The sequence below is a fragment of the Paenibacillus sp. Marseille-Q7038 genome, assembly GCF_965111595.1.
In genome coordinates, this window is record NZ_CBCOOM010000001.1 from 388,893 (window position 1) to 414,778 (window position 25,886).

30 protein-coding genes, 1 pseudogene and 1 riboswitch are annotated in these 25,886 nt (G+C 41.1%); of the genes and pseudogenes, 26 read left to right on the top strand and 5 right to left on the bottom strand.

The features are described 5' to 3' along the window. Nucleotides 1-19: 19 nt before the first annotated feature. From ACWPWY_RS01990 to ACWPWY_RS02015, 6 genes are all read left to right on the top strand, one after another. Nucleotides 20-349, top strand: coding sequence for a hypothetical protein (locus ACWPWY_RS01990; RefSeq protein ID WP_454190148.1), 330 nt, complete (start codon nt 20-22; stop codon nt 347-349). Nucleotides 350-364: 15 nt separating this feature from the next. Continuing rightward, a complete protein-coding gene (locus ACWPWY_RS01995) occupies nt 365-1,195 on the top strand; it encodes a VanW family protein (RefSeq protein WP_454190149.1) in 831 nt (276 codons plus the stop codon). A gap of 63 nt (nt 1,196-1,258) precedes the next feature. Then, nucleotides 1,259-1,696, top strand: a complete 438-nt coding sequence (locus tag ACWPWY_RS02000) for a hypothetical protein (protein ID WP_454190150.1) — start codon at nt 1,259-1,261, stop codon at nt 1,694-1,696. Nucleotides 1,697-1,745: 49 nt separating this feature from the next. Further along, nucleotides 1,746-2,417, top strand: a complete 672-nt coding sequence (locus tag ACWPWY_RS02005) for an HAD family hydrolase (protein ID WP_454190151.1) — start codon at nt 1,746-1,748, stop codon at nt 2,415-2,417. A gap of 288 nt (nt 2,418-2,705) precedes the next feature. After that, nucleotides 2,706-3,320: a hypothetical protein gene (locus ACWPWY_RS02010; protein WP_454190152.1), complete on the top strand. Its 615-nt coding sequence runs from the start codon at nt 2,706-2,708 to the stop codon at nt 3,318-3,320. A gap of 82 nt (nt 3,321-3,402) precedes the next feature. Next, complete coding sequence (locus tag ACWPWY_RS02015; protein ID WP_454190153.1) at nt 3,403-3,819, top strand: hypothetical protein; 417 nt, start codon at nt 3,403-3,405, stop codon at nt 3,817-3,819. A 92-nt stretch (nt 3,820-3,911) separates the two neighbouring features. Here the strand turns inward: ACWPWY_RS02015 and ACWPWY_RS02020 are convergent, their stop codons facing one another. Both ACWPWY_RS02020 and ACWPWY_RS02025 read right to left on the bottom strand, forming a co-directional pair. Next, nucleotides 3,912-5,168 carry a cytochrome P450 gene (locus tag ACWPWY_RS02020; RefSeq protein WP_454190154.1) on the bottom strand — a complete coding sequence of 419 codons (1,257 nt, stop codon included), beginning with the start codon at nt 5,166-5,168 and terminating at the stop codon, nt 3,912-3,914. A gap of 154 nt (nt 5,169-5,322) precedes the next feature. After that, on the bottom strand, nt 5,323-6,096 hold the full coding sequence (locus ACWPWY_RS02025; RefSeq protein ID WP_454190155.1) for a metallophosphoesterase family protein: 774 nt from the start codon (nt 6,094-6,096) through the stop codon (nt 5,323-5,325). A gap of 129 nt (nt 6,097-6,225) precedes the next feature. Between ACWPWY_RS02025 and ACWPWY_RS02030 the strand changes: the two genes are divergently transcribed. The 4 genes from ACWPWY_RS02030 (at nt 6,226) to ACWPWY_RS02045 (ending at nt 8,053) form a co-directional block, all read left to right on the top strand. Next, entirely contained in the window at nt 6,226-6,360 is a 135-nt protein-coding gene (locus ACWPWY_RS02030) for a hypothetical protein (RefSeq protein ID WP_454190156.1), read from the top strand. A 148-nt stretch (nt 6,361-6,508) separates the two neighbouring features. Then, a complete protein-coding gene (locus tag ACWPWY_RS02035) occupies nt 6,509-6,997 on the top strand; it encodes a hypothetical protein (protein WP_454190157.1) in 489 nt (162 codons plus the stop codon). A 58-nt stretch (nt 6,998-7,055) separates the two neighbouring features. Further along, nucleotides 7,056-7,676, top strand: coding sequence for a CDP-alcohol phosphatidyltransferase family protein (locus tag ACWPWY_RS02040; protein ID WP_454190158.1), 621 nt, complete (start codon nt 7,056-7,058; stop codon nt 7,674-7,676). A 35-nt stretch (nt 7,677-7,711) separates the two neighbouring features. Then, entirely contained in the window at nt 7,712-8,053 is a 342-nt protein-coding gene (locus tag ACWPWY_RS02045) for a cupin domain-containing protein (protein WP_454190159.1), read from the top strand. Nucleotides 8,054-8,239: 186 nt separating this feature from the next. On the opposite strand, the gene ACWPWY_RS02050 is transcribed toward ACWPWY_RS02045, so the two are convergent. Beyond that, a complete protein-coding gene (locus tag ACWPWY_RS02050) occupies nt 8,240-8,752 on the bottom strand; it encodes a hypothetical protein (protein WP_454190160.1) in 513 nt (170 codons plus the stop codon). A 211-nt stretch (nt 8,753-8,963) separates the two neighbouring features. Next, nucleotides 8,964-9,623, bottom strand: a complete 660-nt coding sequence (locus ACWPWY_RS02055; protein WP_454190161.1) for a pentapeptide repeat-containing protein — start codon at nt 9,621-9,623, stop codon at nt 8,964-8,966. A 237-nt stretch (nt 9,624-9,860) separates the two neighbouring features. Between ACWPWY_RS02055 and ACWPWY_RS02060 the strand changes: the two genes are divergently transcribed. From ACWPWY_RS02060 to ACWPWY_RS02080, 5 genes and pseudogenes are all read left to right on the top strand, one after another. Further along, on the top strand, nt 9,861-10,400 hold the full coding sequence (locus ACWPWY_RS02060) for a hypothetical protein (protein WP_454190162.1): 540 nt from the start codon (nt 9,861-9,863) through the stop codon (nt 10,398-10,400). 57 nt (nt 10,401-10,457) lie between these two features. Next, entirely contained in the window at nt 10,458-10,934 is a 477-nt protein-coding gene (locus tag ACWPWY_RS02065) for an NUDIX hydrolase (RefSeq protein WP_454192767.1), read from the top strand. A gap of 196 nt (nt 10,935-11,130) precedes the next feature. Next, a complete protein-coding gene (locus ACWPWY_RS02070; protein ID WP_454190163.1) occupies nt 11,131-11,433 on the top strand; it encodes a hypothetical protein in 303 nt (100 codons plus the stop codon). Nucleotides 11,434-11,572: 139 nt separating this feature from the next. Further along, nucleotides 11,573-11,836 (top strand): annotated as a pseudogene (locus ACWPWY_RS02075) (KGG domain-containing protein); the annotation flags it as partial. Nucleotides 11,837-12,066: 230 nt separating this feature from the next. Continuing rightward, nucleotides 12,067-12,555 (top strand): spore coat protein, encoded by a 489-nt coding sequence (locus ACWPWY_RS02080; protein ID WP_454190164.1) that lies wholly within the window; start codon nt 12,067-12,069, stop codon nt 12,553-12,555. Nucleotides 12,556-12,711: 156 nt separating this feature from the next. Here ACWPWY_RS02080 and ACWPWY_RS02085 read toward each other — a convergent pair whose 3' ends face one another. Continuing rightward, the gene (locus ACWPWY_RS02085) at nt 12,712-14,070 is read right to left on the bottom strand and encodes an APC family permease (RefSeq protein ID WP_454190165.1); all 1,359 of its coding nucleotides are present in this window, start codon (nt 14,068-14,070) and stop codon (nt 12,712-12,714) included. 216 nt (nt 14,071-14,286) lie between these two features. Next, nucleotides 14,287-14,393: riboswitch (guanidine-I (ykkC/yxkD leader) on the top strand. A gap of 65 nt (nt 14,394-14,458) precedes the next feature. On the opposite strand from ACWPWY_RS02085, the gene ACWPWY_RS02090 reads away from it, so the two are divergent. From ACWPWY_RS02090 to ACWPWY_RS02140, 11 genes are all read left to right on the top strand, one after another. After that, complete coding sequence (locus ACWPWY_RS02090; protein ID WP_454190166.1) at nt 14,459-15,181, top strand: urea amidolyase associated protein UAAP1; 723 nt, start codon at nt 14,459-14,461, stop codon at nt 15,179-15,181. Nucleotides 15,182-15,183: 2 nt separating this feature from the next. Then, on the top strand, nt 15,184-15,852 hold the full coding sequence (locus ACWPWY_RS02095; protein WP_454190167.1) for an urea amidolyase associated protein UAAP2: 669 nt from the start codon (nt 15,184-15,186) through the stop codon (nt 15,850-15,852). Beyond that, nucleotides 15,845-19,459, top strand: a complete 3,615-nt coding sequence (gene uca, locus ACWPWY_RS02100; protein ID WP_454190168.1) for an urea carboxylase — start codon at nt 15,845-15,847, stop codon at nt 19,457-19,459. Before ACWPWY_RS02095 ends, uca begins: the two co-directional genes overlap by 8 nt. Further along, nucleotides 19,456-21,198, top strand: coding sequence for an allophanate hydrolase (gene atzF, locus ACWPWY_RS02105; protein WP_454190169.1), 1,743 nt, complete (start codon nt 19,456-19,458; stop codon nt 21,196-21,198). The genes uca and atzF overlap by 4 nt, the downstream gene beginning before the upstream one ends. A 228-nt stretch (nt 21,199-21,426) precedes the next feature. Continuing rightward, complete coding sequence (locus ACWPWY_RS02110; protein ID WP_454190170.1) at nt 21,427-22,026, top strand: GNAT family N-acetyltransferase; 600 nt, start codon at nt 21,427-21,429, stop codon at nt 22,024-22,026. Continuing rightward, nucleotides 22,023-22,565 (top strand): hypothetical protein, encoded by a 543-nt coding sequence (locus tag ACWPWY_RS02115; protein ID WP_454190171.1) that lies wholly within the window; start codon nt 22,023-22,025, stop codon nt 22,563-22,565. Before ACWPWY_RS02110 ends, ACWPWY_RS02115 begins: the two co-directional genes overlap by 4 nt. Before the next feature lie 148 nt (nt 22,566-22,713). Then, nucleotides 22,714-22,899, top strand: a complete 186-nt coding sequence (locus ACWPWY_RS02120; protein ID WP_454190172.1) for a hypothetical protein — start codon at nt 22,714-22,716, stop codon at nt 22,897-22,899. Nucleotides 22,900-23,080: 181 nt separating this feature from the next. Further along, nucleotides 23,081-23,683 (top strand): hypothetical protein, encoded by a 603-nt coding sequence (locus ACWPWY_RS02125; RefSeq protein ID WP_454190173.1) that lies wholly within the window; start codon nt 23,081-23,083, stop codon nt 23,681-23,683. Nucleotides 23,684-23,786: 103 nt separating this feature from the next. Beyond that, nucleotides 23,787-24,182, top strand: coding sequence for an SRPBCC family protein (locus tag ACWPWY_RS02130; protein ID WP_454190174.1), 396 nt, complete (start codon nt 23,787-23,789; stop codon nt 24,180-24,182). A gap of 61 nt (nt 24,183-24,243) precedes the next feature. After that, nucleotides 24,244-24,729 carry an NUDIX domain-containing protein gene (locus ACWPWY_RS02135; protein WP_454190175.1) on the top strand — a complete coding sequence of 162 codons (486 nt, stop codon included), beginning with the start codon at nt 24,244-24,246 and terminating at the stop codon, nt 24,727-24,729. Nucleotides 24,730-24,743: 14 nt separating this feature from the next. Next, complete coding sequence (locus ACWPWY_RS02140) at nt 24,744-25,880, top strand: DUF4269 domain-containing protein (protein WP_454190176.1); 1,137 nt, start codon at nt 24,744-24,746, stop codon at nt 25,878-25,880. Nucleotides 25,881-25,886 lie beyond the last annotated feature (6 nt).

The following is a 25,886-nucleotide window of genomic DNA, read 5'->3' on the forward strand; positions in this document are numbered from 1 at the left end:
TATGGAGAGGAATCTCATCGTGGTAAATGGTTCAAATCATCAGCGGAGTGTTCTTAAAAAGTGGTTGCTGGCGCTCGGTATCATCATGTTGGTCTTTGTGGTGCTGTGTCCGACTGAGGGTAGGTATCAAGTTTGGCTGGAGCGAGAATATGGACTTTCATTAGAAGAGTATGACTATATAGACGGTAAGACTTTTGTTAAAGATGGGAAACGAATGTATGAAACAGGACATACCCGAAATGCTTTATTTTTCACAACAAAAGATATGGAATATTACAATATGGATAACGAACTAGTAAATGAAATCAGAACAATTGGGATCCTGGGGACATTTTTTGAAAGAAAATAAATAGGAGGAGAAACCATGAAGCCGATCAAAAGGTCTAAACTCCGTATCAAGCTGGGAACGGCATATTACCGTAGTAGACGATATGTAGAGTGGTATTTGGGAGGAACGCGGTTTGCTCAAAAACAAAGCAGCACCGTATTACCATATAAAGTTGCATCCCACCAGACACCGCTGTTACGGAAGCTAAAAGATGTAGATATGTGGCTTCAACACAACAAGATCATCAATTTAAAAATTGCAATGAAACGTTTGAATGGGATCATCATTCAGCCTGGAGAAACATTTTCTTATTGGAAGCTAATCGGTAATCCTAATCGCAGAAAAGGATATGTGGAAGGAATGGTTTTGTTCTATGGTGGCTTTAAACCGGGAATTGGGGGCGGCTTGTGTCAGTTGTCTAATCTTCTCTACTGGATTACCTTACATACTCCTCTGCAGATAACAGAAAGGCATCGACATAGCTATGATGTGTTCCCTGACTCAGGCCGAAGTCAGCCATTCGGAAGTGGAGCAACGTGCGCCTATAACTATCTTGATTTGAGGATTACCAATCCTACTGACCAGCCATACCAGCTTACTCTACAAATCACAGATGAATTTCTCATCGGTTCATGGAATAGTGTAAATCCACAAGAGCTGACTTATGAAGTGTATGAGAAGGAGCATCGGATTACCCAGGAACACTGGGGCGGGCATATGAGACATAACCTGCTATACCGGCGTGTATGGAATCAGCAGGAGGAACTGATTGATGATCAGTATATTACAGAGAACCATGCGCTGATGATGTATCAGCCATTTTTGAAATCGGAGAATGAGGTGAATGAACAACAGGAACAAGCTTAGGATAACCTTGAAGGGCTACATGTAAGTCTCCAACTATAAGGAAAAATAGGTAGGAGGTTGAGCGTGAGAGGGAAGGACAGAATGCGGAGATCAGGTGGTTTTCTACTTCTATTCGTATGTTTCCTATGTGCTGTGTGTTTACAAGGCTGTACTCCTTCTCGTCCTGCTCTTCAGGGGACAACATTATCCGAGATCTACCCAGGTGATATAACAAAGGTAGACAGGGTTGAACTGCTTGATATGACAACAGGTAGAACGAAATGGCTGGATGATCTGGATGAGATCCGTCTATGGATTGGAGGTTTAAAGGATGTGGTACTCATTCCTGAAAAGAATCAGGAGGGAAGTGTCGGCGGGATGTATGCGATCGGATTCTATGAGGGTGAAGATAGAAAGCTTTGGTTTAGTCCACAATCCATAGAAGACGTTTATTATGAAACAAATCGGCTTTTTACAGGTCAAATTCAGTTACTATTCGAGCGTAAATTCAGTACACCGTAAGGAAGGGTAACAGATTAAATACATAAGAGATCCTAAGGGGGATGTTTAGATGGAACATATGAAAGCTGTTATTTTTGACCTAGACAATACGTTGCTGGATCGAACAACGACATTCCGAAGGTTTGCAGAGGGATTTATGAAGCAATATTTTGGGCATATCGAAGCAACGGATTTATGGTTGGAACAAATGATTGAGCGTGATGAGGATGGTTATAAAAATAAACCTGTGTTATTTGCAGAGCTGTTAAACGATTTCCCTTGGCACAATGAACAAAATAAACCGCTCGTAGATGATCTGATGAATTACTATGCTGAGAACTACGTCATAAGTGCTGTCCTTATGGAACAGGCAGAAGAGGTCATTGCTTACGCGAAAGGAAAGTATAAGACGGGGATCATTACGAATGGCAGAAATGCGGTCCAGTATGGCAAGATTGATCATCTTGGATTAAGAGAACATTTTGATGTGATTGTAGTATCCGAGGAGGCGCGATGCAAGAAACCGGACCCGCGTATTTTCCAGGTGGCTTTAGAGAGGCTAAACGTAAAACCAGAAGAATGTTTATTTATTGGAGATCACCCGATTAATGATGTAGAGGGGGCACACACGCTGGGAATGCACACGATCTGGATGAGGGTTAACCAGCCTTGGTGTGAGGCGAACACTGCAAGACCACTGCACACCATCGATCAGATTGGAGAACTGCTACGCATAATGTAATTCTCTTCCTTCTTTCTTACTGGTTAACTTCATTAACTTCTGACCCTATTCTTGTAAAGAAAGGATTGTAGAAGTGAACAACTATTCATGAATACGACTATGTTAATATTAATAAATATCCCGCTTGGAAGTATATAACATATATTAAAAATGAGTCTATATTTAATTTAGTTATGGGATTTCTATTGTGACTGTCAATTACAGCGAGCAGCATGAGTCCTTTTATATAGAATGTGGGTTTACACCTTGCGGCGGTGCAGTATGGAGGTCCAGAAAGGAAGTAGAGGGATGAGGATACTAGCGGCTCGCAAAATAAAAATAGGCGCTGGTGTGTTGCTTGTTGTGATTGGTGTCTTCCTTATCCTAACTGGTAACTCAGGAAACGAGGAGGAATTAGAGATTCATACTATAGCCCAGTCTATTCCTGCAGAAAAGATGGAACTATATTTAATGAATGGCGTTGGGGAACGTTGGGAGGTCCAGGACTATATGATCTTAATCAGCAATGGACAAATCTTAAGAGGAAATGCAGAGCTCACTTACACAGGGGATCCTAACGACCTTGCTCAAACACGGAATTTTGAAATTAGTTTCTACGAAATAAATGAGGGTGGAGAAAGAAAGGGAGTCTTTTCGGAGGAATATCATCTAGATAGTAGCGACAGTATAGTAAATGCCCCTCTTAATATTTTAGACAACGCAAAAAACCTAGGTACTAGCATTCAAGAGTATTCTTATGACGAGGTAAATAAGGATGAAATCACCTATGAGTCTACTTTTGCTGAAATGATATGGGATGACGAAACGGGTAGGACCAATAAAGAAGTGGTTGATCTGACCATTCGTAAACAAGTGAAGGTAGATAATGATTCAGAAAAAGAGGCATCTTCTGAAAATAAGTAGGGGTTTGTCTTATGTGGGATGCTAATTAAATCCCATAAATACGTTACATATAACGAGCGAGTACAAGAAATGGGGGACCTGTATGAACTTAATCTCAAAGCGTCATTTCTTTATTCTCGCAGTTACCTGCTTACTCTTAATCTCAGGTTGTGGGGGTCCAAGTAGACAAGATGTTATGAATCATTTAGAACCTTCTGGGCAAGAAAAGTATGCTATCCATTTTTTTTACGAAGATAGCTTGCCCATGACGGAAACAAATGAATTAAATATCTTCCACAATTCTCACCCTATTTTTCTAGATACCATTAATAAAATTCAATTTTGGAACCAAGACATAGAACCTTATGAGAAATGGGCCAAGCTACTGGGTATTAAGGATTTTCCCGTGTATTTGGTCATGGATGCAGAAGGGATCGTATTAGAAACTCCCTATTTAAGCAGAGTAAAAGAATTTTTAACGGAAGAATTGTTTCCAAAAGACACTAATTCTAATCAGTAAATAACCACAGTAGAGAATCAAAAAAAGGGGAATCAGAATGAATCCTGATTCCCCATTGTAATGAAACTATTCTTTCAGCTGAATTAAATAATTTATTTTGACCTTACATTTTTCAGCACAATGTTGCTGTGAGGTAGTGATGGAATGTCATTAAAGCTATAACTGAAATCCTGCTCTGGGATATCATAACTCATCTTATTAGCAAGGTAGTCGAGGCTTTCCTTCATAATTTCAATCGTAATAAATTCCCCAGCGCAGCGATGTCCTGTATCATAATCACCGCCGCCTTGCGGAATGAAATTAAACGGAGTTCCTCTCCAATCTTTAAAACGATCGGGTCTAAACTGCTCCGGCTGATCCCACAGGTCAGGATGGTGATTGGTACCATACAGATCGAGTAGCGCAAGTTCACCCTTTTTAAATTCATAGCCTTGCCATGTGAAATCTTCCTTCACTCTTGCTCCGGTAAAAGGGAAGAACGGATAAAAACGTCGTACTTCCTGGACAAAGTTTTGCAAGTAAGATTCTTCGCCGGTTGCTAGTTTTTCACGCTCTTCCGGTTGCTGAATAACGGCTAAGGCCGTAAAGGTAACATAGATGGAGACCGCTACAATGGGCCGAATAATATTAAGAATTTCAACGGATGCAGTCTCTGGATCAAGCAGTTCTCGTGTTAGGTCGCGATGCCAAGAGAAGGTATAGAGCGCTGTATCTTCTGCTGGATGGATCTTGCCTTCGCGTACTTCTTCTACAAGACCAGTTATCCATTTTTCTGCTTTGGAACGTGCGCGTTTACCTTTCATATGCGATACGCCAATCGCAGCCGTTGCTTCAATCATGGAACCGAGCCATTCACTTTTTTCCTTCACTTCATCGATCGCTAGAGGGACGCCTGCCCATTCACAGGCAATTCGGCACAGAAGCTCCTGTGACTCCTCATAGATTTCGATTTCTTTTTTACTTTCCCAGCGGCCTACGGCAAGACCCCAATGTTTGCTCGTAATCTCTCTTATTTTCTGAAGACCTTCACGAGACATAAGGGACATGAACATCGCTTTCCGGTGATGGTGTTCTTCTCCATCTAAGGTTTGCACTCCGTTCTCACCAAAAAGCGTCTTCAATACTCGCTTAGGAGCTGCACCTTCTCTAACAAATTTCTCATTGTCATAAAAAAGCTCAGCAGCTTCTTCGCCGCGCATACAGATTGTTTTTTCCCCAAGCAACCGTGTCTCAAACAGATTGGATTGAAATCCAATAGAGCGATTTGTGATATATAAGTAACCTTCTTTGAGAACATTCAGTGTATTATCTAATCCTTCTTCTCTTGGAAATGCTCTTGTTTCTTCCACTTGATATGACACCTCCTGAATAGGAATCCTATGTAATTTGTATTATTAAATTAATACCCGAATATGAATTCTTTATAACAAAAGGTGTGAGGGAGAAGGATTATTTATGGCATGTTATTCGTTTCCAAGAGCTTATCTAATACTAATTCTTTGTTTATGTAGTCGTTTCACTGCTCACCGCTACGGTCCCTGCGGGGATTGAATAAGTATGGTAGCTGCCATCTTCTCTAATTTCTAATGCATTTAATTGTTTTCCATAAGCACAGGCTCCATCAATTCCAATCTTATCGTCTTGAAACCAAATATCGGCTCGTTCGTGTAAATGGACGGTAGGGGTATGACCAAAAATAACCATTTTGTCTAGGTTCGTAGCCTGATCGTGAAACATCTCTCTAATCCAAATAAAATCATCTTCTGGCTGTTCCTTGAAATCGGCATAAAAAGGATTGATTCCGGCATGCACAAAAAGATGGGTAGCGTTTTCATAATATAAAGGTAAAGTAGTAAGGAATTCAAGATGGTGGGAAAAGTGTGTTTTAATAAAGACTTTGGCATCTTCATACGTTTCCTGATCCAGCTCTTCAGAGGAGCAAGATAAATCACAATAACTGGCTAACGTTTGACGGGCACCATTTCTAATCCACCTTGTATCTTCATCCTTTAGAATAGCATCGAGAAACAGTTGATCATGATTGCCTTTGAGAACAATAACCCCATGATCACGGTGAAGTGTCATGATCTGGTCTACGATCTCTTTACTGCGGGGGCCACGATCAACATAATCTCCTAAAAGTATAAGCTGATCTTGCTCGGGCTGATATTTTACTTTGTGGAGTAAGGCGTTAAACTCTTCGTAACACCCATGTAAATCACTGATAACAATGGTTCTGATACCGAGCACTCCTTTCAAAAAGATAGATGAAAACAAAGCCAGATTTCATTATTTTCCATTATATCTGAATCAAACGGATTTTGGGATATTTTAATCTATCGTTTATAAAATCCTCTATACGTTTAATATAGTTAACAACAACGAAAATAAAGGGAGAGAGCAAACATGGCAGATAATAGAGAGCGCCCGACAAATCGCAAGAAAAATATGACGATTGTCGGTATAATCGCAGTGGTTCTTATCATAGCCGCATTCTTAATGAATTACTTTGGTAACTATACAACAGTAACTGGCGGTTAGGTTAATAACATTATATAAAAAAAGTAGATTGAGCTACATACGATAAGCCCTTGCTTTTAGCAAGGGCCTTTTTGTATTTTCATTAATGAATAATAAAAACGTAGATTATCCATTAATTGTAAGATAGACTGATGAAAAGGAGGTATCGATGGTGAAATATCTGCTTTTTCTAGGAATGATAATCCTTCTAGTTGGATGTGGGAATACATCTTCTCCATCCATTACACAGCCAAAAGTGCAAGCGGAAGAACCGTTTGTACAGGATCCGTTGGAAACAGAGAGCAAACATCTTACATCTCTATCTCCTCAGTACTTAGATGAGAGTAACTATACAGGAGATGAACTTGAGATCGTAAGATTAATCAATCAGAGAGCCCAATTTTTGTGGGAAGGTAACGAAGAAGAATATCTTACGTTATTTACAGAGGATAGTCCGTTATCTCAAATTCCAAATTACCAGATTCAAGAACTTGTGATAGAAGATGAGATCGCTTTTCAAGAACAGAAGCAAATCTATCAAGCTGCGTGCAGAATCAAAGAAATTCATATAGACAAAACAGAGAGTTCTAGAGGATATGTATTCAAAAAAGATAAACAAGCTGCGCAAGCAGCTTGGAAGATAGCAGATATTGATTAAGGTAATTGGTCTTGTTTTGTATTTTTGTAGGAGCTCAGTGAAAAAGGAGGCAAGAGCAATGAACCTCGCCAATCGGATTACTATCGCTAGAATAACAATGATTCCTTTATTTATGCTCTGCTTTTATTTTTATTCCAATGTCGCAAGTTCGGGAGAGGCACCGATCTGGACCACAATGAGCTATGTCTTGACTGTATTCTTGTTTGTTCTTGCTGCGGGGACAGATAAGCTTGATGGTTATGTGGCACGGAAATATAATCAAATTACGAACTTGGGTAAGTTGCTTGATCCTTTGGCAGATAAGTTGCTTGATCCTTTGGCAGATAAGTTGCTTGATCCTTTGGCAGATAAGTTGCTTATCTCTGCTTCCCTAATTATGATGGCAGAGGTGGGTATGGTTCCCGGATGGATGGCTGTCATTATTATCGGCCGAGAGATTGTGATTACCGCTCTAAGAATGGCTGCTTCTGCGAAAGGAATTGCTCTTGCGGCAGATCAGTTTGGTAAAATAAAAATGGTCCTGCAGGTGATCGCCATTACGGCTGTACTTTTACATAACTTTCCGTTCAGCTTGTTTACGACTTTTCCTGTAGATCAGGCAATTTTAGCTACCGCTACATTCGTAACCTTGTTATCAGGCTGTAACTATATTATCCGCAACCTTACCTATTTCAAATAAGCCCTTACTGGAGGAAACCTAGGTGATAAAATATCATGATAAGAAATAAAGAAACGGCTGAACATTATATTTGGGGAGCAGGCTGTGATGGTTGGAAGCTTGTGAATGATCCGAGTCTAAGCATCATCCATGAAAAGATGCCACCGGGTACATGTGAATCGAGACATTACCATGAGCTAGCGAGACAGTTTTTCTTTATACTCTCTGGTGTAGTAGAACTAGAAGTGAATGGAGTTACCTACTGCCTCTCCCAACAGGAGGGGATGGAAGTTCATGCGGGAATCCCGCACCAAATCTTCAATCGTACGGAGGAAGATGCAGAGTTTCTTGTAATCTCTTCACCGAGATCAGCTGGAGACCGAGTTGAGCTAGCTTAATCAGAGGAGATTTCACCATAGTCGGTATTATTTCCTTCAGTAGACAAAAGTGAAAAAGAGACTTCTGGGATTTATATTTAAAAAGCCCCTCATCCTAAAAAAATGAGAGGCTATAGTGCTAATACCTAGAAATTTATCTTTATCGGCCTTTGTAATTTTTAGCATTGAATGGTGACCCCTTCATATTTAATATTCGCTCAGGTTATATCTTTCCATGAACTGCATTAGGCAGTCTGTATGATAATTGGCTAGATCTTTGGCAAATTGTTGATTGGAGAATCCTCTCTGTTGCAGCTTCAAACCACCCGAAATCAACGAGATGTGGTGATGGAACTTGTAGAATAACATCCGATCAGGATCTAGTGTATCATTCTTTAAGTACCGGTAATAATCCCCAAACCGAAATTTTAAAAAGCTATGTTCATGCTCGATATCAAAGAATCCAGCTCCTTCAATATCGATCAAATAGGGTTCTAGATTATTATTGATCAGTACATGATCAGGACCCAGTTCTCCATGAATAAACCCATACTGCGTTCTAGGTTTGATTTTCGATTCAAGTGCATACAAAGTATCGATTATTTTGTCGCGATGTTCTCGAATATTCTCCATATGCTGAGCACTGTAGGATAGCTGTATTTTTGCATTATCGAATTGCTCCATATGACATTGTTCAAGAATGTTCTTGTTTTGATTCACTTTCCCAACTTCTTTTGTTTCCATGCATGACAGTAAGCATATCACCCAAACGCTGAAATACTTTATTTTGAACCCCAAAATCGGAATGATGAAAATAGGTTTCGGCCTTTTGTCCGTTTATGTATTCCACCATTGCGTAATCAAATGGATAACGTGTTAACTATTAGTAGGAAATTTTCAAACGATTAATAGCCCTCACAAAGAAATGCGATCATTCTTTAATAACAAGTCCAAAAATCTTGGTGAATAGAATGGCCTGTGCTGGAGAAATAATACAACCTTGAAGATCTTCAAGTGTGGCGCCCAGGTTAAAAAATTCGTTGTTACTGAGATCTATTCCTTTGAGACTTGCTCCAGAGAACTGTGCCTCGTTTAGCATACAACGATCGAACTCTACCTTCGCGAATTCCGAATGGTAAAAGTCTGACTTCAGTAAAGAACAGTTTACGAAAGATACCTGTTTCATATTACTGAATCGGAACGTAGCATAATCACCTGCGCAATCTTGGAATACGATGTTTCGAAGGGTGGCAGCTGTGAGGTCCATTCCGATGATTTTGCAATGTTCAAATCGTACGCGGTGCAGAACGGACTCGTTAAAATCGATATTAGACAAGTCACAGTGAGAGAATACAACATCCGTAAGTTCTGCATTTGGAAAGGATACTTGGCTAAAAGTAACATGGCGAAATTGCATTTGATCAAAAAGAATCTTTTCAGCCGTAACATAAGATATTTCTTGTTCTTGACATTCCGACTGCACCCATTCCATTCGGTCGCTTATCATCGCGTTAGAGAGATCTAGCGTATGTAGCTGATGAGGCAGTTTAGGGTGAATGATTTTAATTGGAGATTTCTCTGTATTTGTCATGATATTCCTCCTGCGATTTTTAATGTTTTATGTTAAGAAATCTAAGATTAAAGAAATAGAGAAGAGTACCTTTAAGTATTGTAACAAAATCGAGATATCTTGGATTGGTTAAATGTTCGTGAAACGTGGTATGTCTTGTTATAATAGGGGTAACGAAGCAAATAGCTAATAATGACGGAGCAAGTTAAACCGTGTGTGATAGCTAGGTTTATATTATAGATAGGGAGTGCTAGTGCAATGAGACAACAATTTCTGATGAGTTCCTGGAAGACGGCGTCCAAGTTAGTATCATCCTATTTTAAGAAAAACTGGTCCATTCACGACTATCCTACCGAATATAGACAGATATCAGGACAAGATGCGGGAGAGGAAGAGTTTCCTTGGGAAGCTCGAATCATTAACTGGTACTGGATGAGCGGAAAAGGACATACCAAACAAGAAGCTTATCAGGCGTTGCAAGAGAACTTTATGGATTATCAGGTAAAGGGGAATGATCTGCCTAGACCCGGAAGTAAATCAGGTATGGTGTTTACTTCCGTCGATCAGATTAACTATTTAGAGCCGGAAGGAATTATTTTATTCAAAGAGATCTTTGGAATGGATTATTATGGGATGTTCATATCGGATGATTCTACGCTGTATGATTTCTGTGATTCAAAAGAAAAAGCCCAACGGAAAATCGCCAAAATTCAGGAGAAGTATGGAATCCGGGTGGAGGATATTACGGGTCTGCGAATTGTAGGTATTCTGGAACGCATGCGGGAAGCAGGCGTGTGATTATTTTATAGTAAAAGGATAGAGCATTTCATTACAAAGGGGTCACTTTAGTTGCAGATGCCAACCCATATTGTTGCTGCAGGCGGGATTGTCCAAAATGAGAACGAACAGATCTTACTGGTTAAGACATATCATGGCGGCTGGGTTTTTCCTGGTGGACAAATCGAGGTAGGAGAGAACCTCATGGATGGTCTACGAAGAGAAGTGGAAGAAGAGAGTGGAATTCATACTCAGGTTATGGAGCTAATCGGTGTTTATTCCAATACAGGGATGTATAAGTGGCATGATGGCATAACGAACGTACCGACGAAGATCATGTTTGATTTCCTATGCAAGCCGGTCGGCGGGGAACTCTGTACCTCGGAGGAAACTTCAGAAGTAAAGTGGGTAAAGAAAGATAAGGTTCTCGATTATATTACATCGGGTGCGATCCGTGCTCGGTATGAAGTATTTATTGAATATAAAGGGATTGTCACGTATATGGAGTATGTAACAAAACCAGAGTTTGTTGTAAAGGAGAGCCGGAATATTTAGGTTCTCATAATAATACATATAAAAATGAATAATGATTAACGGATGTGTTCTTTTTTTCATCCATGTCCTCATATCCTGTATGCATAACGCATTGCATCTGTAATGAATGGAAAACCCGGTCTTTGAGATTTAATATCTTAAGTCGGGTTTTTATCGTTTTTAGCTCTGATCCTAAAAAAGTTCAGGAGGCAGGATTATGTTTGTGAAAATGTATATCTATCATGTGAACCTCGATCGGCTTGCAGAATACAAAAAAATAATGGAGCGAGCTGACAAGCTGTATAGACGGTATGTTAACTATGAGCTTTTTTATATGGAAAGTGAAGAAGAGCCAGGGAAGTTCGTTGAAGTTCAGACGTATGCATCGGAAGAGTTATATGAGATAGGTCAAAAGTTAATTAACAAAGATTTTGAATTAATGGATCTAAATCAATCTTTTGAAGCCATACTAGCACCGAATAACAAGGAGATTCAAGAAGAAACCCTTCGAGATCATTGAACCAAATCGAAAGAAAGGGTGGAAATCTATGAGAATATGATATCGGAAGAGTTTAATAATTTATGAGGCGGGTAATCAATAACAAGCGGGAGGTAAGATTACTTTCTGTAAACTAATCCAACATAAGGAGTGATTTCAAATGGCAAATGACAATCGAAATGATAAGATGAGCCGCGAGGAAGCAGGACGTATGGGTGGAGAAGCAACATCCAAAAATCATGACAAGGAATTTTACCAAGAGATTGGTGAAAAAGGTGGAGAAGCAACATCCAAAAACCATGATAAAGAGTTCTACCAAGAAATTGGTCAAAAGGGCGGAGAGGCCCGCGGTAACTCTGACAATGATGGTAAAATGAGCCGGGAAGAAGCAGGCCGTAAGGGTGGACAAGCAAGTTCTCGCTCGAAATAATGGACTTCTGAATGAATCTAAGATAAGTTTAATGAATTGGATGACTTGGAAAGATAATAAAATATGATTGTTAACTAGTAAGAGGATGACTTCTGATAATAATCGGGGGTCATCCTCTTACTTGTATTTTATCAGTACATAGGCATAAAAATTAATTTACTCCGAACTTTTTTCAACTCTAGGCATATGCTGACGTCATAACGCTTTTGGAGGGGAAAATAAAAATGAATAATGAAAATCGGCATGATACGTTAGCTTGGCATGAAACCCTGGAAATCCACGAATTAACTGCTTTTCAAACGAATAATTTAATTAATTTTAAACTGATGTTACCCGAGGTTACAGATCCGGGGGTGAAAAGCCTCGTACTCGAAACGATTGCTGCTTTAGAGAACAATTTAAAAGACCTTCTTGGTTTTATTCCCATGGCTCCTATGTATCCGCGTAGCTCAGGAGCAGATGTAATGACAGCTTTTCAGCTTGGGCAACTGCTCGGCGTACTTAAAACAAGCGTTCGTAATTATTCGATTGCAATAACAGAGACAGCAACACCACAGGTTCGTGAAATGTTGAAAAAACATTTGAATGCAGCGATCGATCTTCATGCTAAGGTATTTACTTATATGCTCGAGCGAGGTCTGTATCCTTCTTATGATCTTCCAAGGTTGTTACAAAACGATGTTAAAAATGCGCAGACAGCGATATCTTTATAGGAATTGCTAAATAAGAAATAAGAGAAATATTATGTTTTTGAGGTATTCTCTGAGTCATGTATACATGACGAAAAGAACAGGTGTGGTCTCTTTATAGAGCTACCACCTGTTCTTTTCGATTGCCGCGAAGCTACCCTTCATTGGTAAAAAACATAGTCACTTAAAAGTCGCCACATTTGGCGGCTTCACAGCCTCCTCAATCTCCGCTATTAGTGATCCATTCCTCGAAGCTCTAATTCGTTTTACAAGGTAAAAAAGTAGACCAAGCGTGATCCATCCTGTTCCTAGGAGCAGCGAGGACGTTTTCAGCAAAGTGATGAGATAAAACATAAACCCAGCACCGATGAGCGGACATAACAGTCTATATACGAGATCTCTAGGCCTATGTTGTTTTTCGCGAATGATGTAATGGAAAATAACAGATAAGTTCACAAACAGGAAGGCAGTTAATGCTCCGAAGCTGACAAACATAATCGCTGTCTCTAGATTAATAAATAATGCAGATAAGGAGATAACGCTGACTAGCATGATATTGAATACAGGTGTCCGAAATTTGGGATGGATGGAGCTGAACTTTTTTGGGAGTAACGAAGATCTGCCCATAACGAAAAGCAGACGAGAAACAGTGGTCATTGAGGACATGCCCTGTGCGAGCACAGAGAAAATAATGACGAAAGTGAAGATCGATGAAAGTCCGTTTCCACCAATCAACTGCATAAGTTCAAAGCCGGCGGAATCTGTATGACTAAATGTAAGAGATGGATACATCTGCTGTATCAGATAGGCAGTTACAAAATAAATGAGTCCAGCGACGATAACAATGATCATAATGGCTCGTGGGATTGTTTTTTTAGGATCTTTCGTTTCTTCGGCCATTGTAGTAATCGAGTCAAACCCAAGAAAGGAGAAGCAAACAAGTGAAGCCCCAGCCAAAATAGCTGAGAAGGAAACTCCTGTACTGATACTCAGCGGATTCAACTCGGAGGTGAATCCTTCATTCGTAGCTTTATATGTGAGAAGAGCGCAAAATCCTGCAATAAACATAATTTGCATAAGCACAAAAATCTTATTCACATTTGCTGATGTCTTGATTCCAATTATATTGATGGCCATAACGACTAGGGTAAGCAGTATAATCCACACAGAAGAGGGTATGGAAGGGAACTCAGCATGGAGATTAACACCAAACATAAGAACTGCGACAATGCAGGAGAATAGATAATCAAGTAAAATGACCCAACCAACGAGAAATCCCATAAAAGGGTTCATCGCCTTGCTGACATAGGTGTATGCTGATCCCGACAAAGGAAATGCTTTTGCCATCTGTCCGTAGCTGCCAGCTGTGAACAAGATCGCAATAAATGCAAGCATATAAGCGGCAAGAAGCATCCCTCCAGAACCTTCATGAAGCACTCCGAAACTTGTAAAGAAGATCATAGGCGACATCCAAGCGAGTCCCATTGCCACAACATGGGAGAGGGATAAATTTCTCTTCAGTGTGATGTTCGATGACATGATTAATCCTCCTTTTAAATAAAAAGTACGCTTTCTTCGTGTTATAATTTCTAACATTTTTACAATTAAATCTGTAAAAATCAAGGGTTTTTTTTGGTGTTTGTTGTTTGAATCCATCTTATATGTATTTTAATGCAAACTTATTTATGTATTTCAAAATAAGTATTGCCTTGTCAAATAATCTGAGTTAGTATTTATGACATACAAAAAATACCATAAAAAGTTTTCTAGGGTTCCGGGCTGAAATCGGCTGGCTGGTCCGAGAGAAAACATCAAGCATTTGTTCTTCTTGATGTACACGGCGGGAAAAAAGCCCGGGAGAATCGATTAAAGTTTCTTTGATGTTTTTCTCCGGGCTTTTTTTATTTTTTATAGAGGAGGAATGAACATGACAACATTATTTTCATTGACAGTAGAGCCGGGTAGCAAATGGTCGGCTCATGTAGGAAGAGGGAAATCCATCACATTCACAGCGACGGGAGACAGAGCGAACCTCTCCGTATTATTGTTTCACGCTACGCAGCCGTATGAACGATACAATATGCCCGATACGCTCAAAGCTCAGCACACCGCTTTTTTGACAGCCGGCCATATACTGATGAGTGATCAGGGAAGAGTTCTGGCCTCGATCACAGAGGATTCAGTTGGTTGGCATGATCCATTGTCAGGATATACGACGAAACAAAGCACAGATGCAAAGTATGGAGTAACTTGCTATCAGAAAGATCGAAATGCTCGCCATCGAAACGGTGAGGAAAACTTTAAGGTTGAAATGTACAGACATAATCTATCACCTCGAGATTTGAGCGCTCCGCTGAACTTGTTCTCAAAAGTAATCTGTGAACGGGATGGAGAGATGAGATTTGTGTCCCAAGATACTGCAGGGAGATCTGTCACATTACGAACTGAAATGGACTTACTACTCATTCTGTCGAATACGCCGAATCCACTGGATCCTTCCACAGATTACCCTTTTTCAAGCATTCAGATTGAAGTGACCGAGGCAGCACCTGTCACAGACAATGATCCCTGTGTGATCCACTGCGGAGAGAACAGACGTGCTTTTGAAAATACTTGGAGCGCTAATGCGCTGATGAAAGGGGCTAACTAATAATGAGCACACTGAATCTTGTGCAAAGTATCCGGAAACCGGAAGAAGCCTTATGTGAACGGGTCATACCCGCAGGGGAAGGTTGGTTGTACGATCTCACGCCGGGTCAGGTCCTAAGAATTGTGGATGTAGAAGGAAATCAGGCAGTAGATACTCTTTTTTATTCCAGTGAAGATCCGAGCGACCATTACAGCGCAGTTCGGACTATATCGACACAGCAGAATCTGTATTTAACGACCGGTTCAACGTTACTAGCAGAATCCGGAAAAGAACTACTCCAAATCACGGCAGATACTTGCGGCAGACATGATACGATCGGCGGTGCGTGTTCAGCGCAAAGTAATACTGTTCGTTACGCACACGATAAGCTGTTCATGCATAATTGCCGTGATACATTCATGCTGATGTTGTCTGAACGAAACGAATTTACAAAGCGCGACTTAGCCTCGAATGTTAATTTTTTTATGAACGTACCAGTGACACCGGAAGGTGAGTTGACTTTTGCAGATGGAATCTCTGGACCGGGTCGTTATGTGGAACTGATCGCCTTAGCTCCGGTTACAGTGCTCATCAGTAATTGTCCTCAGCTTAACAATCCGTGTAATGCATACAATCCTACGCCGGCAAAGGTACTTATCTGGGATAGGGAAGGAGCACCAGGCCATGTTTAAAAAGGTGTTGATCGCTAACCGTGGTGCAATTGCCGTAAGAATCATTCGAACTTTACGTAAAATGGGTATTCCCTCTGTTGCTGTTTATACGAAAGCAGATCGTGACAGCCTTCATGTGGAGCATGCGGATGAAGCCGTGCTCATTGGAGAAGGACCAGCAAAAGATAGTTATGTGAATGCAGAGCTAGTCCTTAAGACGGCGCTTGCTACAGGTGCGGATGCTATTCATCCCGGCTACGGGTTTTTAAGTGAAAATGCTTCTTTTGCCAAATCTTGCGCTAGTCATGGGATTACTTTTATCGGTCCGACTCCCGAGCATATTCAACTCTTCGGTCTTAAGCATACTGCTCGTGCAATGGCAGAAGAAGCGGGAGTCCCGCTTCTTCCCGGAACAGGTCTGATTGATACGCTAATCGAAGCAACAAAGCAAGCAGAATTCCTTGGATATCCTGTGATGCTGAAGTCTACAGCTGGCGGTGGAGGAATAGGAATGCGAATCTGTAATGATGAGGATGCACTTCAGGATGCTTTTGATTCCGTGACCCGGCTGGCAGTATCTAACTTTAATGACGGAGGCGTATTTTTAGAAAAATACATAGCTCGAGCGCGCCATGTTGAAGTGCAAATCTTTGGTAATTCATATGGAGAAGCGGCTGCGCTTGGTGAAAGAGATTGCTCTGTACAGCGCCGTAATCAAAAAATCATCGAAGAAACTCCAGCACCCCTTCTACCTGAAAACGTCCGCACACAGATGCATGATAGTGCCCGAAAACTCGCCGAGAGGGCAGGTTATCGTAACGCAGGAACCGTTGAATTCTTGTATGATCCTGAACAGGAACAATATTATTTTCTTGAAGTGAATACTAGGCTCCAGGTGGAGCATGGGGTAACGGAAGAAGTACTCGGTATTGATTTGGTGGAGTGGATGGTAAAAGAAGCAGCCGATGAGCTGCATTCACTCCATGATTTTAAACCAGAGCCTAAGGGTCACAGCCTTCAGGTTCGATTGTATGCCGAAGATTGTGTCAATGATTTCCGTCCAAGTGACGGGCGAATTGATGCAATCGATTGGCCGAAGGATGTTCGTGTGGAAACCTGGATTCAAGGCGGTACCGAAGTGACGACATTATATGACCCGATGTTGGCCAAGATCATTGTACATGCCGAATCAAGAGATGAAGCCATTATCAAGATGACGGCAGCACTGCAAAACCTTCGTGTCTATGGAATAACAACAAATCAGTCCTATATTGAAGCTTTTCTTCAGAAAAAACATTTTCAGAAAGGTGAAGTATTTACCCGAATGCTGGATGGGTTCATTCCAATCGAGCATGCCATTGAGGTGCTGGATGGCGGCGTGCAAACGACCATACAGGATAGCCCAGGAAGAATAGGTTATTGGGATATCGGTGTCCCGCCATCAGGACCAATGGATCGCCTTGCTTTCCGTATCGGGAATAAGCTCCTTGGGAACAAGGATCAGGCTGCAGGTCTTGAATTGACACTGCGAGGCGGTGCGTATCTTTTTAGAGATGAGATCATCTTTTGCCTTACCGGGGCCGATATGAATGCGGATTTGGATGGTACACCTGTTGAGATGTATACACCAACGAGAGCTTCAGCAGGATCCATACTTACTTTTAGTGAAGCGAAAAAGGGAATAAGAACCTACTTTCTCGTTGCTGGCGGGCTCGATATGCCGCTCACACTTGGAAGTAGCGCCACATTTACGCTTGGTGGATTTGGTGGTCATACCGGAAGTTCACTAAGACCTGGGGCTATCCTCCGCGTTGCCAAGGAAAAAGGGACGATATTGCCTTCCCTTGCGGAAGAATCACGACCACAGTACACAAACGAATGGACAATCGGGGTTATCCCAGGTCCGCATTGTACGGCTGAGTATTTGGTGCCCGCTTATTTGAATCAGCTCGAAGATACGGAATGGGAGATACACTTTAACAGCTCAAGAACAGGCGTACGTTTAATCGGTCCTGCTCCGTTGTGGGCAAGAGAAGATGGTGGGGATGCAGGTCTGCATCCTTCCAATATTCATGATAATGCCTATGCGGTAGGTGCTCTCGATTTAACCGGAGATATGCCGATTTTGCTAGGTCCTGATGGTCCGAGTCTTGGAGGGTTTGTATGTCCGGTCACGACGGCAACGGCTGAGCTGTGGAAAATCGGGCAGTTAAGCCCCGGAGATAAAGTGCGATTTAAACTGATAACCGTAGAAGAGGCCGAACAGTTAAGAATGGAACAAGAGTTATATCTACAGTTGCTGGCCGCAGAGCCGAAACTACCTATGTTACCTGTGCAATCTACGGGTCAGTACATGCCTATTCTAACTTATGCAGAGGAAAAAAGACGTTTTCCGATCATAGTCCGCTGTTCAGGTGATGAGAATATTTTGGTGGAATATGGTGAACGTGAATTGGATATTCTTTACCGATTCCAAGTATATGTGCTTATGCAGGCAGTAAAAGAGAATGGTGAGATTCCTTATATTGAGATGACACCTGGCATCCGGTCGCTACAGATTCACCTAGATGCTTCCAAGATCACTGTAAAAGAAGCAGCTGCTCTTATAATGGATATCGATCTTCATCTGCCGACACTGGATTCTATTGAGGTTCCCTCTCGTATTGTGAAGCTACCACTATCTTGGGATGACCCTGCAACAAAGCTTGCTATTGAACGTTATCAGCAAAATGTACGACCTGATGCTCCTTGGTGTCCAAGTAATCTCGAATTCATTCGGAGAATGAATGGACTTGGATCATTGGAGGAGGTTGCCGAAATCGTCTTTAATGCCTCCTATCTTGTAATGGGACTAGGTGATGTCTATCTCGGAGCACCCGTAGCGGTTCCACTTGATCCGCGTCATCGGCTTGTGACAACGAAATATAATCCAGCACGAACATGGACTCCGGAAAATGCGGTAGGAATTGGCGGCGCTTATCTCTGCGTATATGGAATGGAAGGTCCTGGAGGGTATCAATTTGTAGGACGCACCGTTCAGATGTGGAATAAATTTCGTCAAACGGATAATTTCGAACAAGGTAAGCCGTGGCTTCTTCGTTTCTTTGATCAGCTTCAATTCTATCCTGTGACGGAGGAAGAGCTGCTCCAAATGAGAGAAGATTTTCCTCGCGGCGAGTTCAAAGTGGAAGTTGAGGAAACAACTTTCCATCTGGGAGATTATTTGAGGTGGCTTGAAACCATCGAGAAGGAGTCTCGAAATTTCCGTCATCAGCAGCAAGCGGCTTTTCAGCAGGAAAGAGCGTTATGGAAGGAACTCGGTATAAAGGAGTACGTATCTGAACCTGAGGTTCAAGCATCCATGGATCAGGAAGTATTACCTGAAGGAAGTCTGGGTGTTAACAGTTCCATGTCAGGAAGTGTGTGGAAGGTACTGGTTACAGAAGGACAATTCATACGAAAAGGCGATACTATTATAATAGAAGAAAGTATGAAAATGGAATTCCCACAAATCGCACCGTTTGACGGAATAATCACATCTATTTACGTTTCTTCCGGCGATCAGGTTCGATCCGGCGATCGTATTGCAGCGATAACTCCGATGGAAGAGGAGGCGACAGCATCATGACGATCGGTGCAGTACCGCAAATGATGACCATCGAATCTATCCGAACAGGATATTTAAATAAGAGTTTTACTCCTCTTGAAGTTATGGAAGCTATTATTCAAAGGGCGAATGAGGACGAGGGGAAAAATATTTGGATTTTACCGCCTTCTATGGAACGGTTTAAAGTTTATTTAGAGCAACTGAAGAATAAAAATATAGCTGAATATCCACTATGGGGAGTTCCCTTTGCTGTTAAAGATAATATAGAGGTCGCCAATTGGCCTGTTACTGCGGGTTGTCCGGATTATACTTATGTCCCTGAACAACATGCGGGCGTAGTGGAACGATTGATCGCAGCCGGAGCTATACCCGTCGGGAAGTGCAACCTGGATCAGTTTGCCACAGGCCTTGTAGGAACAAGAAGTCCCTATGGAGAAACACACAATGCGCTGAGGCCTGATCTGATCAGCGGGGGTTCAAGTTCCGGATCTGCTGTAGCAGTTGCTCTTGGCCATTCGGCTTTTTCTCTCGGAACCGATACGGCTGGCTCAGGCCGAGTTCCTGCAGCACTGCATGGACTTGTAGGGTATAAACCTGCAGTGGGCGCGTGGCCGTCATCTGGTTTAATTCCTGCATGCCGCAGCATTGATTGCATAACGGTATTTACGCATACCATCGAAGAGGCGAAGAATATAGATCATATCGTGCGAGGTAAGGAACAGGGAGAAGCTTATTCCATAGATCGTCCTCTTCGAACTTCTGTTATGCCACAGAAATGGCTACTTCCAAAAGAAACGCTCACTTTTTTTGGTCCTTTTTTCGCAGAGTATGAGATGGCTTGGGAAGCAGCGAAAGATAGAATTTATAGTTCTGGAATTTGTGTGGAGGAAGTGGATATCAACCTTCTTCAGGAAGCAGCTGCGTTACTCTATGAAGGTCCGCTTGTCGCAGAAAGATGGGCCGACTTGGAATTCTTTATTGAAGCGAGTCCAGGTTCGACTTTCCCAGTTACAGAGATGATTCTTAGATCGGGTGGAAAAAAAGAATTTACTGCAGCTGCTTTATTTCGTGCTCAGCATAGGCTGGCTGAGATTCGATGCATGATTAAAGATCTGCTCTCAAATGCGGTACTGGTTCTTCCTACCTGCGGAGGAACATGGACACGGGAGCAGGTTAGAATGGACCCTGTTCATACAAATAGTCAAATGGGACTTTATACGAATCATTGCAATTTACTTGATTTGAGTGCTATTGCCGTACCTGCCGGAAATGCAGCAAAGGATTTGCCGTTTGGTATAACGATGTTTACCCTGCCCGAAGAGGAAGGGAACATGACTCAGGCAGCGACATTTTATCAAGAACTTGAGGAGCAAGTTATTGTAGCTGTATGTGGACTTCATATGCGAGATATGCCGCTTGAACAACAGATGACCGGACTTCGTGCCGTCTTTGTAGAAGAAGTTAAAACCGCTCCTTGCTATCGATTATTTAAGCTAAACACTACACCGCCGAAACCAGGGTTGGTTCGAACAGAGGGTGATGGAGCGACAATCAATATGGAACTGTGGAGAATACCAATATCCTCATTTGGACGATTTTCAGCTTCTATTCCATCCCCACTTGGTATCGCTAAAATAGAACTAGCGGATGGCAGATGGGTCTCTGGTTTTGTATGCGAGACTTTTGCTGTCCGAGAAGCGGAAGATCTTACATTACAGGGAGGCTGGAGAAATGCGATGGGTGAGTTCATAAATAAATGAAATAATTATGTGAATGCTTAGAATTAAGTGCTGTAGATGAAAGTATCATATCTCAATATAATGCAGAAACATAAAAATCAGCTTATCCCTGTTGGGAATGGCTGTTTTTTTATGTTCGAAATAACTTACCCTGTTATCACTCCCCAAAAATCAAAATTCAGTCTCCTAGAAGAAGGATTTATGTGATAATGAAAAGAAAAAGGACATAAGGAGAGGAGGATAGTAAAAATGAATAAAGAGGTACTGTTCACAGAAGAACCAATTTTTGAAACGGAACGAATTATACTTAGAAGATTAGATATGGATGACCTGGAAGAATACTTTAGCTTTGCTTCGGATCCCCTGGTATCGGAACGGACATTATGGGATCGGCATGAATCTACCGAGGATACCCGAGTGTTTTTAGAGAAAGTAATGAGATCGTTTGTAGAAAAAACAGCATATCGTTGGGCTGTTATCTATAAGTCGGAACGGAGATTGATAGGAAGAATTGGATTTATTCATTTGGACGAAATACATAGCTGTGCAGAAATCGGATATGCTCTTTCTAGTAGATATTGGGGGAAGGGTATCACTACCGAAGCATTACAAGAAGTGACCCAATATGGGATTAGTCATATGAATATAAACCGGATTGAAGGAAGATGTAATGTAGATAACCTTAGTTCAGCTCAGGTTATGAAAAAAGTCGGAATGCAGCAGGAAGGCATACTTCGGGAAAAGTTTCAGATCAAAGGAGAATTTGTGGACCAAATTCAATTTGCAATGATTAAAAAAGATGTGCAGCAAGAAATAAAGAGCGATAAGCAAGGAGAAAATAACACATGAAATCGACGATGAAAGTAGCGGGAATGTTTATCCTTTTTGCTTTACTCGCGTATGTGATTGTATCTTATAGTCTTACGACTACGAATTCCAGCAAGAATAAGCCTTACGATGGAAAGGAACTCCGCATTGGTATGGTTGGTGAGGCACCTGTGGTGCGCGAGAAGCAGGTTTCTTTTCATAACATAAATCTTCAGCAGATGAAGGAACAAAGTATCCATTTGGATGCTATTTTTATTAGCAAAGAATTTTTAGTGCAGGCAGCTGCGCCGGAGTTTGCAAAAGTATATAAGGAACTAGAGATCCCAGTGTTCTTTTTACAATCCCAGCGGAGTTACATCCCATTTTTCTATGAAGGGATTAGCTATGAAGATGCACCAGATACATCCGCTGATCTTAGCTTTGCAACTGCACTCGTTCCAAAGCAAGGAAATGAAATGGGATACTGGCAGTTTGAAGTCTACAATGACAGACGGAATAAAAGAAACATTCAGTCGGTCTACTCCAAAATGTTTGGAGCAATTGACCAAGGGAGTGAGTGAAGAAAAGTAGTGGATTTTATCATTTTATGAAATTTATTAGTAATAAATATATATTATTTTACATATTGATAGTATGATTGGAAACGAACCGTTGGAGAGTGCCTCGATAAGGAGGAAAGTTTTAATTATTTAAAAGGAGGTGTATTTCATGGATGGATCTGGTGTTTTCAGTATTTTATCTGTATTTTTAGTCATTTGGTATATCGTTTGTCTTGGATTAGGTATCTATTGTTTTGTGTTATTCGTGAAACTAGCGCGAAGAGGGATTACTGCGTTAGACATTTACATCGGTAAACATAGGAATCCAAGCCAGCGGACGGATCAAGAGTTATAGTGCTAACATCTATATAATTGAATACATAAATAGCCGCTGTTTAGCCTAGTGCTGAGTGCGGCTGTTTTTTGTGATAACGACTTGCTTTTCTTTTTGAAACAATACACCTACTAATCACGTTATTAATCATGTAGAATAGATAGTTTCTAATAGACAACTTAGAGAGGAACACACATACACCATGAATAATAAATGGAAGAACCTTATTTTGATTCTTACCTCCATATTACTAATTTTCGGAACTTTGCAAGCGAAGAAAAAGTATGCTCAGTATCAAAATACACACAGATATGTGCTGTCATTAATGAATCGCGAATTAATTACCAACGGTATGGGTAATTACAGTTATTTAAATCAGCTGCTGAATGAACTGGATAGAGGCAGTATCTCGATGATTCAGTTTGAGGATGGACTTCTGGATGTTGTTAAGGATTTAGATAGAGCTGCGCTTGCTGAATATACACTTGCGAATACACATTGGAATTACACATATGACCAGCCCATAGGTGCAAATGATATCACAGGATTTTTAACTTATATCTCTTATCAACTGAAATATATTGCTCTTTCGAATCATGAAGAAGCCAAAGTGGAAGCAGTGAAAGAACTAAAGGAGATCTTCCTGACTATGGAAAATAATTTAGATCAAGAACGCATGATGAGTGGGAATTATCCTACCATTAAAAATAGTTGGACGGCTGCGATGAAAGCAGTATATAAGGAACATGGAGATTCAGATCTCGTGAAGCCTTTTTTTGAAAACAATGAGAGATATACAAAATAAACAGGTGGATTCATTCAATAAGGGGGGATGACCTCTGATTAGTATTCAAACCGACATCACGATTGATAGGCCGATACGTTGCTGTTTTGATGCAGCGAGAGATTTGGAACTGCATACCCAAACGGTATGGAAACATACTCACGAGAAGGTCATTTCATCCCCTGGAGGCAAAGATGGACAGCTGATCGGGTACGGTGAGATGGTAACCTTTGAGGCAACTCACTTCTTTGTTCGCCAGCAGCTTACATCCAAAGTGGTAGCTTTTGAACCGCCCTACATGTTTACAGATCAAATGCAGCAAGGCGTGTTCCGCAGCATGACGCACATTCACGAGTTTGAAGTCCTTGGTCCAAGTAAAACACGGATCAGGGACACGCTTTATTTTGAAGCTCCTTATGGATGGGTAGGAAGGCTTGCGGAACGTTTTATTTTACAATCGTATATGAAGAACTTTTTGGAATTCCGTAATAAGCAGTTAAAGAAGATACTTGAATCCTAGAGAGGGTACAGATTACAAGTAGTACGTATATAACTTACTCTTCATAAGGAGAAATAACATAATGACAAACGGATCAAATGATATCGAAGTTAAACTGTACACGATGTGCGTAGTACGCGACGAGGATCGAATCTTATTAATGAACCGCCCTAGTGAAAACGGATTTCCAGGATGGATTGCTGCCGGAGGGAAAGTGGACTTTCCCGAGAGTTTAACCGAGGGGGCCATACGCGAAGTAAAGGAAGAAACGGGTCTTACGATAAGCAGTTTAATATATAAAGGTCTTGATGAGTTTGTTGATGTGAACGAGAGATACCGGTATATGGTATTTAACTATGTAACGGATACGTTTGAGGGAGAGCTGTTGGATAACCCTCCTGAAGGAGAACTTCGGTGGATCCCGCTTGATGATCTGGTACACTATCCGATGCAAGATTGGTTTAGAGAGAGACTGACGTATTTTTTTGAAGATGGAACCTTTGAAATTTATGCTCTATGGGATGAAAAGCGTAACGAAACACAAAAGCGAACCATTACAAAATTGTAGGGAGAAAGATAAAAGTGAATCATATTCGATACGAAGATTTAACCTATCTACTTAGTGGAAACGAAGTACAACAAGCAGCATACCTGGCATTGCAGAAACACCATGTGATGGAGATTTTAGCTCTTTATACTCCAGTTCTAACGGGGACGATTCCCATAGATATCAATATTGAGGACAGTGATCTCGATATTATTTGTGAGGTGCATGATTTTTCGGCATTTGAACGACTTTTACGAAGTGAATTTGGAGACTTTCAGGATTTTATCTTGACGGACAAAATAGTTAACAACATCAGGAGAATGAAGGCGGACTTCCGGCTTGAGCAGTTTGAGGTTGAGATATTTGGACAGTCTATCCCGGTCACTAGACAGAACGCCTATCGTCATATGGTGATCGAAGACCGTATACTTCGTCTTTATAATGAAGATTTTAGACAGCATGTACGTTCTCTAAAGAGAGAAGGGGACAAAACAGAACCTGCTTTTGCCAAGCTGTTGGATTTAGAAGGAGACCCTTATGAGAGCCTGTTAGAGGTAGAATCATGGGCTGACGAGAAGATTGAAGCAATGGGGTTCCCTTCTTTTATAGGTATTGCTACAAGAGTATATCAATTTACTGAGAAAGAGAAATACCACTTTCCTTTGCACACGAAAAACATAGAGTATACAGAAGGGAACGAAGGATCCGAATTATTTGCTGAAAGATATCATAAAGATCATTCCATTCATGTATCACCGGGGAAAAATCGAAACGAAGCACATTTGTTTTTTCGAGGTGCTCATGACTTCACTTGTCGATGTACGATTCTTGATCTTTCTCAGGAACAATCTCCGATTCTTAAGGAGATGGAGGCAAGTATTATCGAAGATACGAGTGATTATCATTATGAATATTTCGATGGTTTCGATTCCTATGGGGTTATTGAAGTGAAGAACTTTGAGTGGAATACCTATATCACCTCAGATGTTGAGAAGTGGGGCACGGAGTTTTTTGGTTTTATCGAAACATTTTTGCTTAGATTTTTTACTCAGCTTGTCTTTCCCGCAAAAGACATAAAAGCGATAGAGATCTATATGAAGCAAACCTTGCCCTTCGCTAAGGCTTTTTATTATGAAGAAGAATTGTACTATCGGTTTAAAGATTTTTGGTAACAGTAA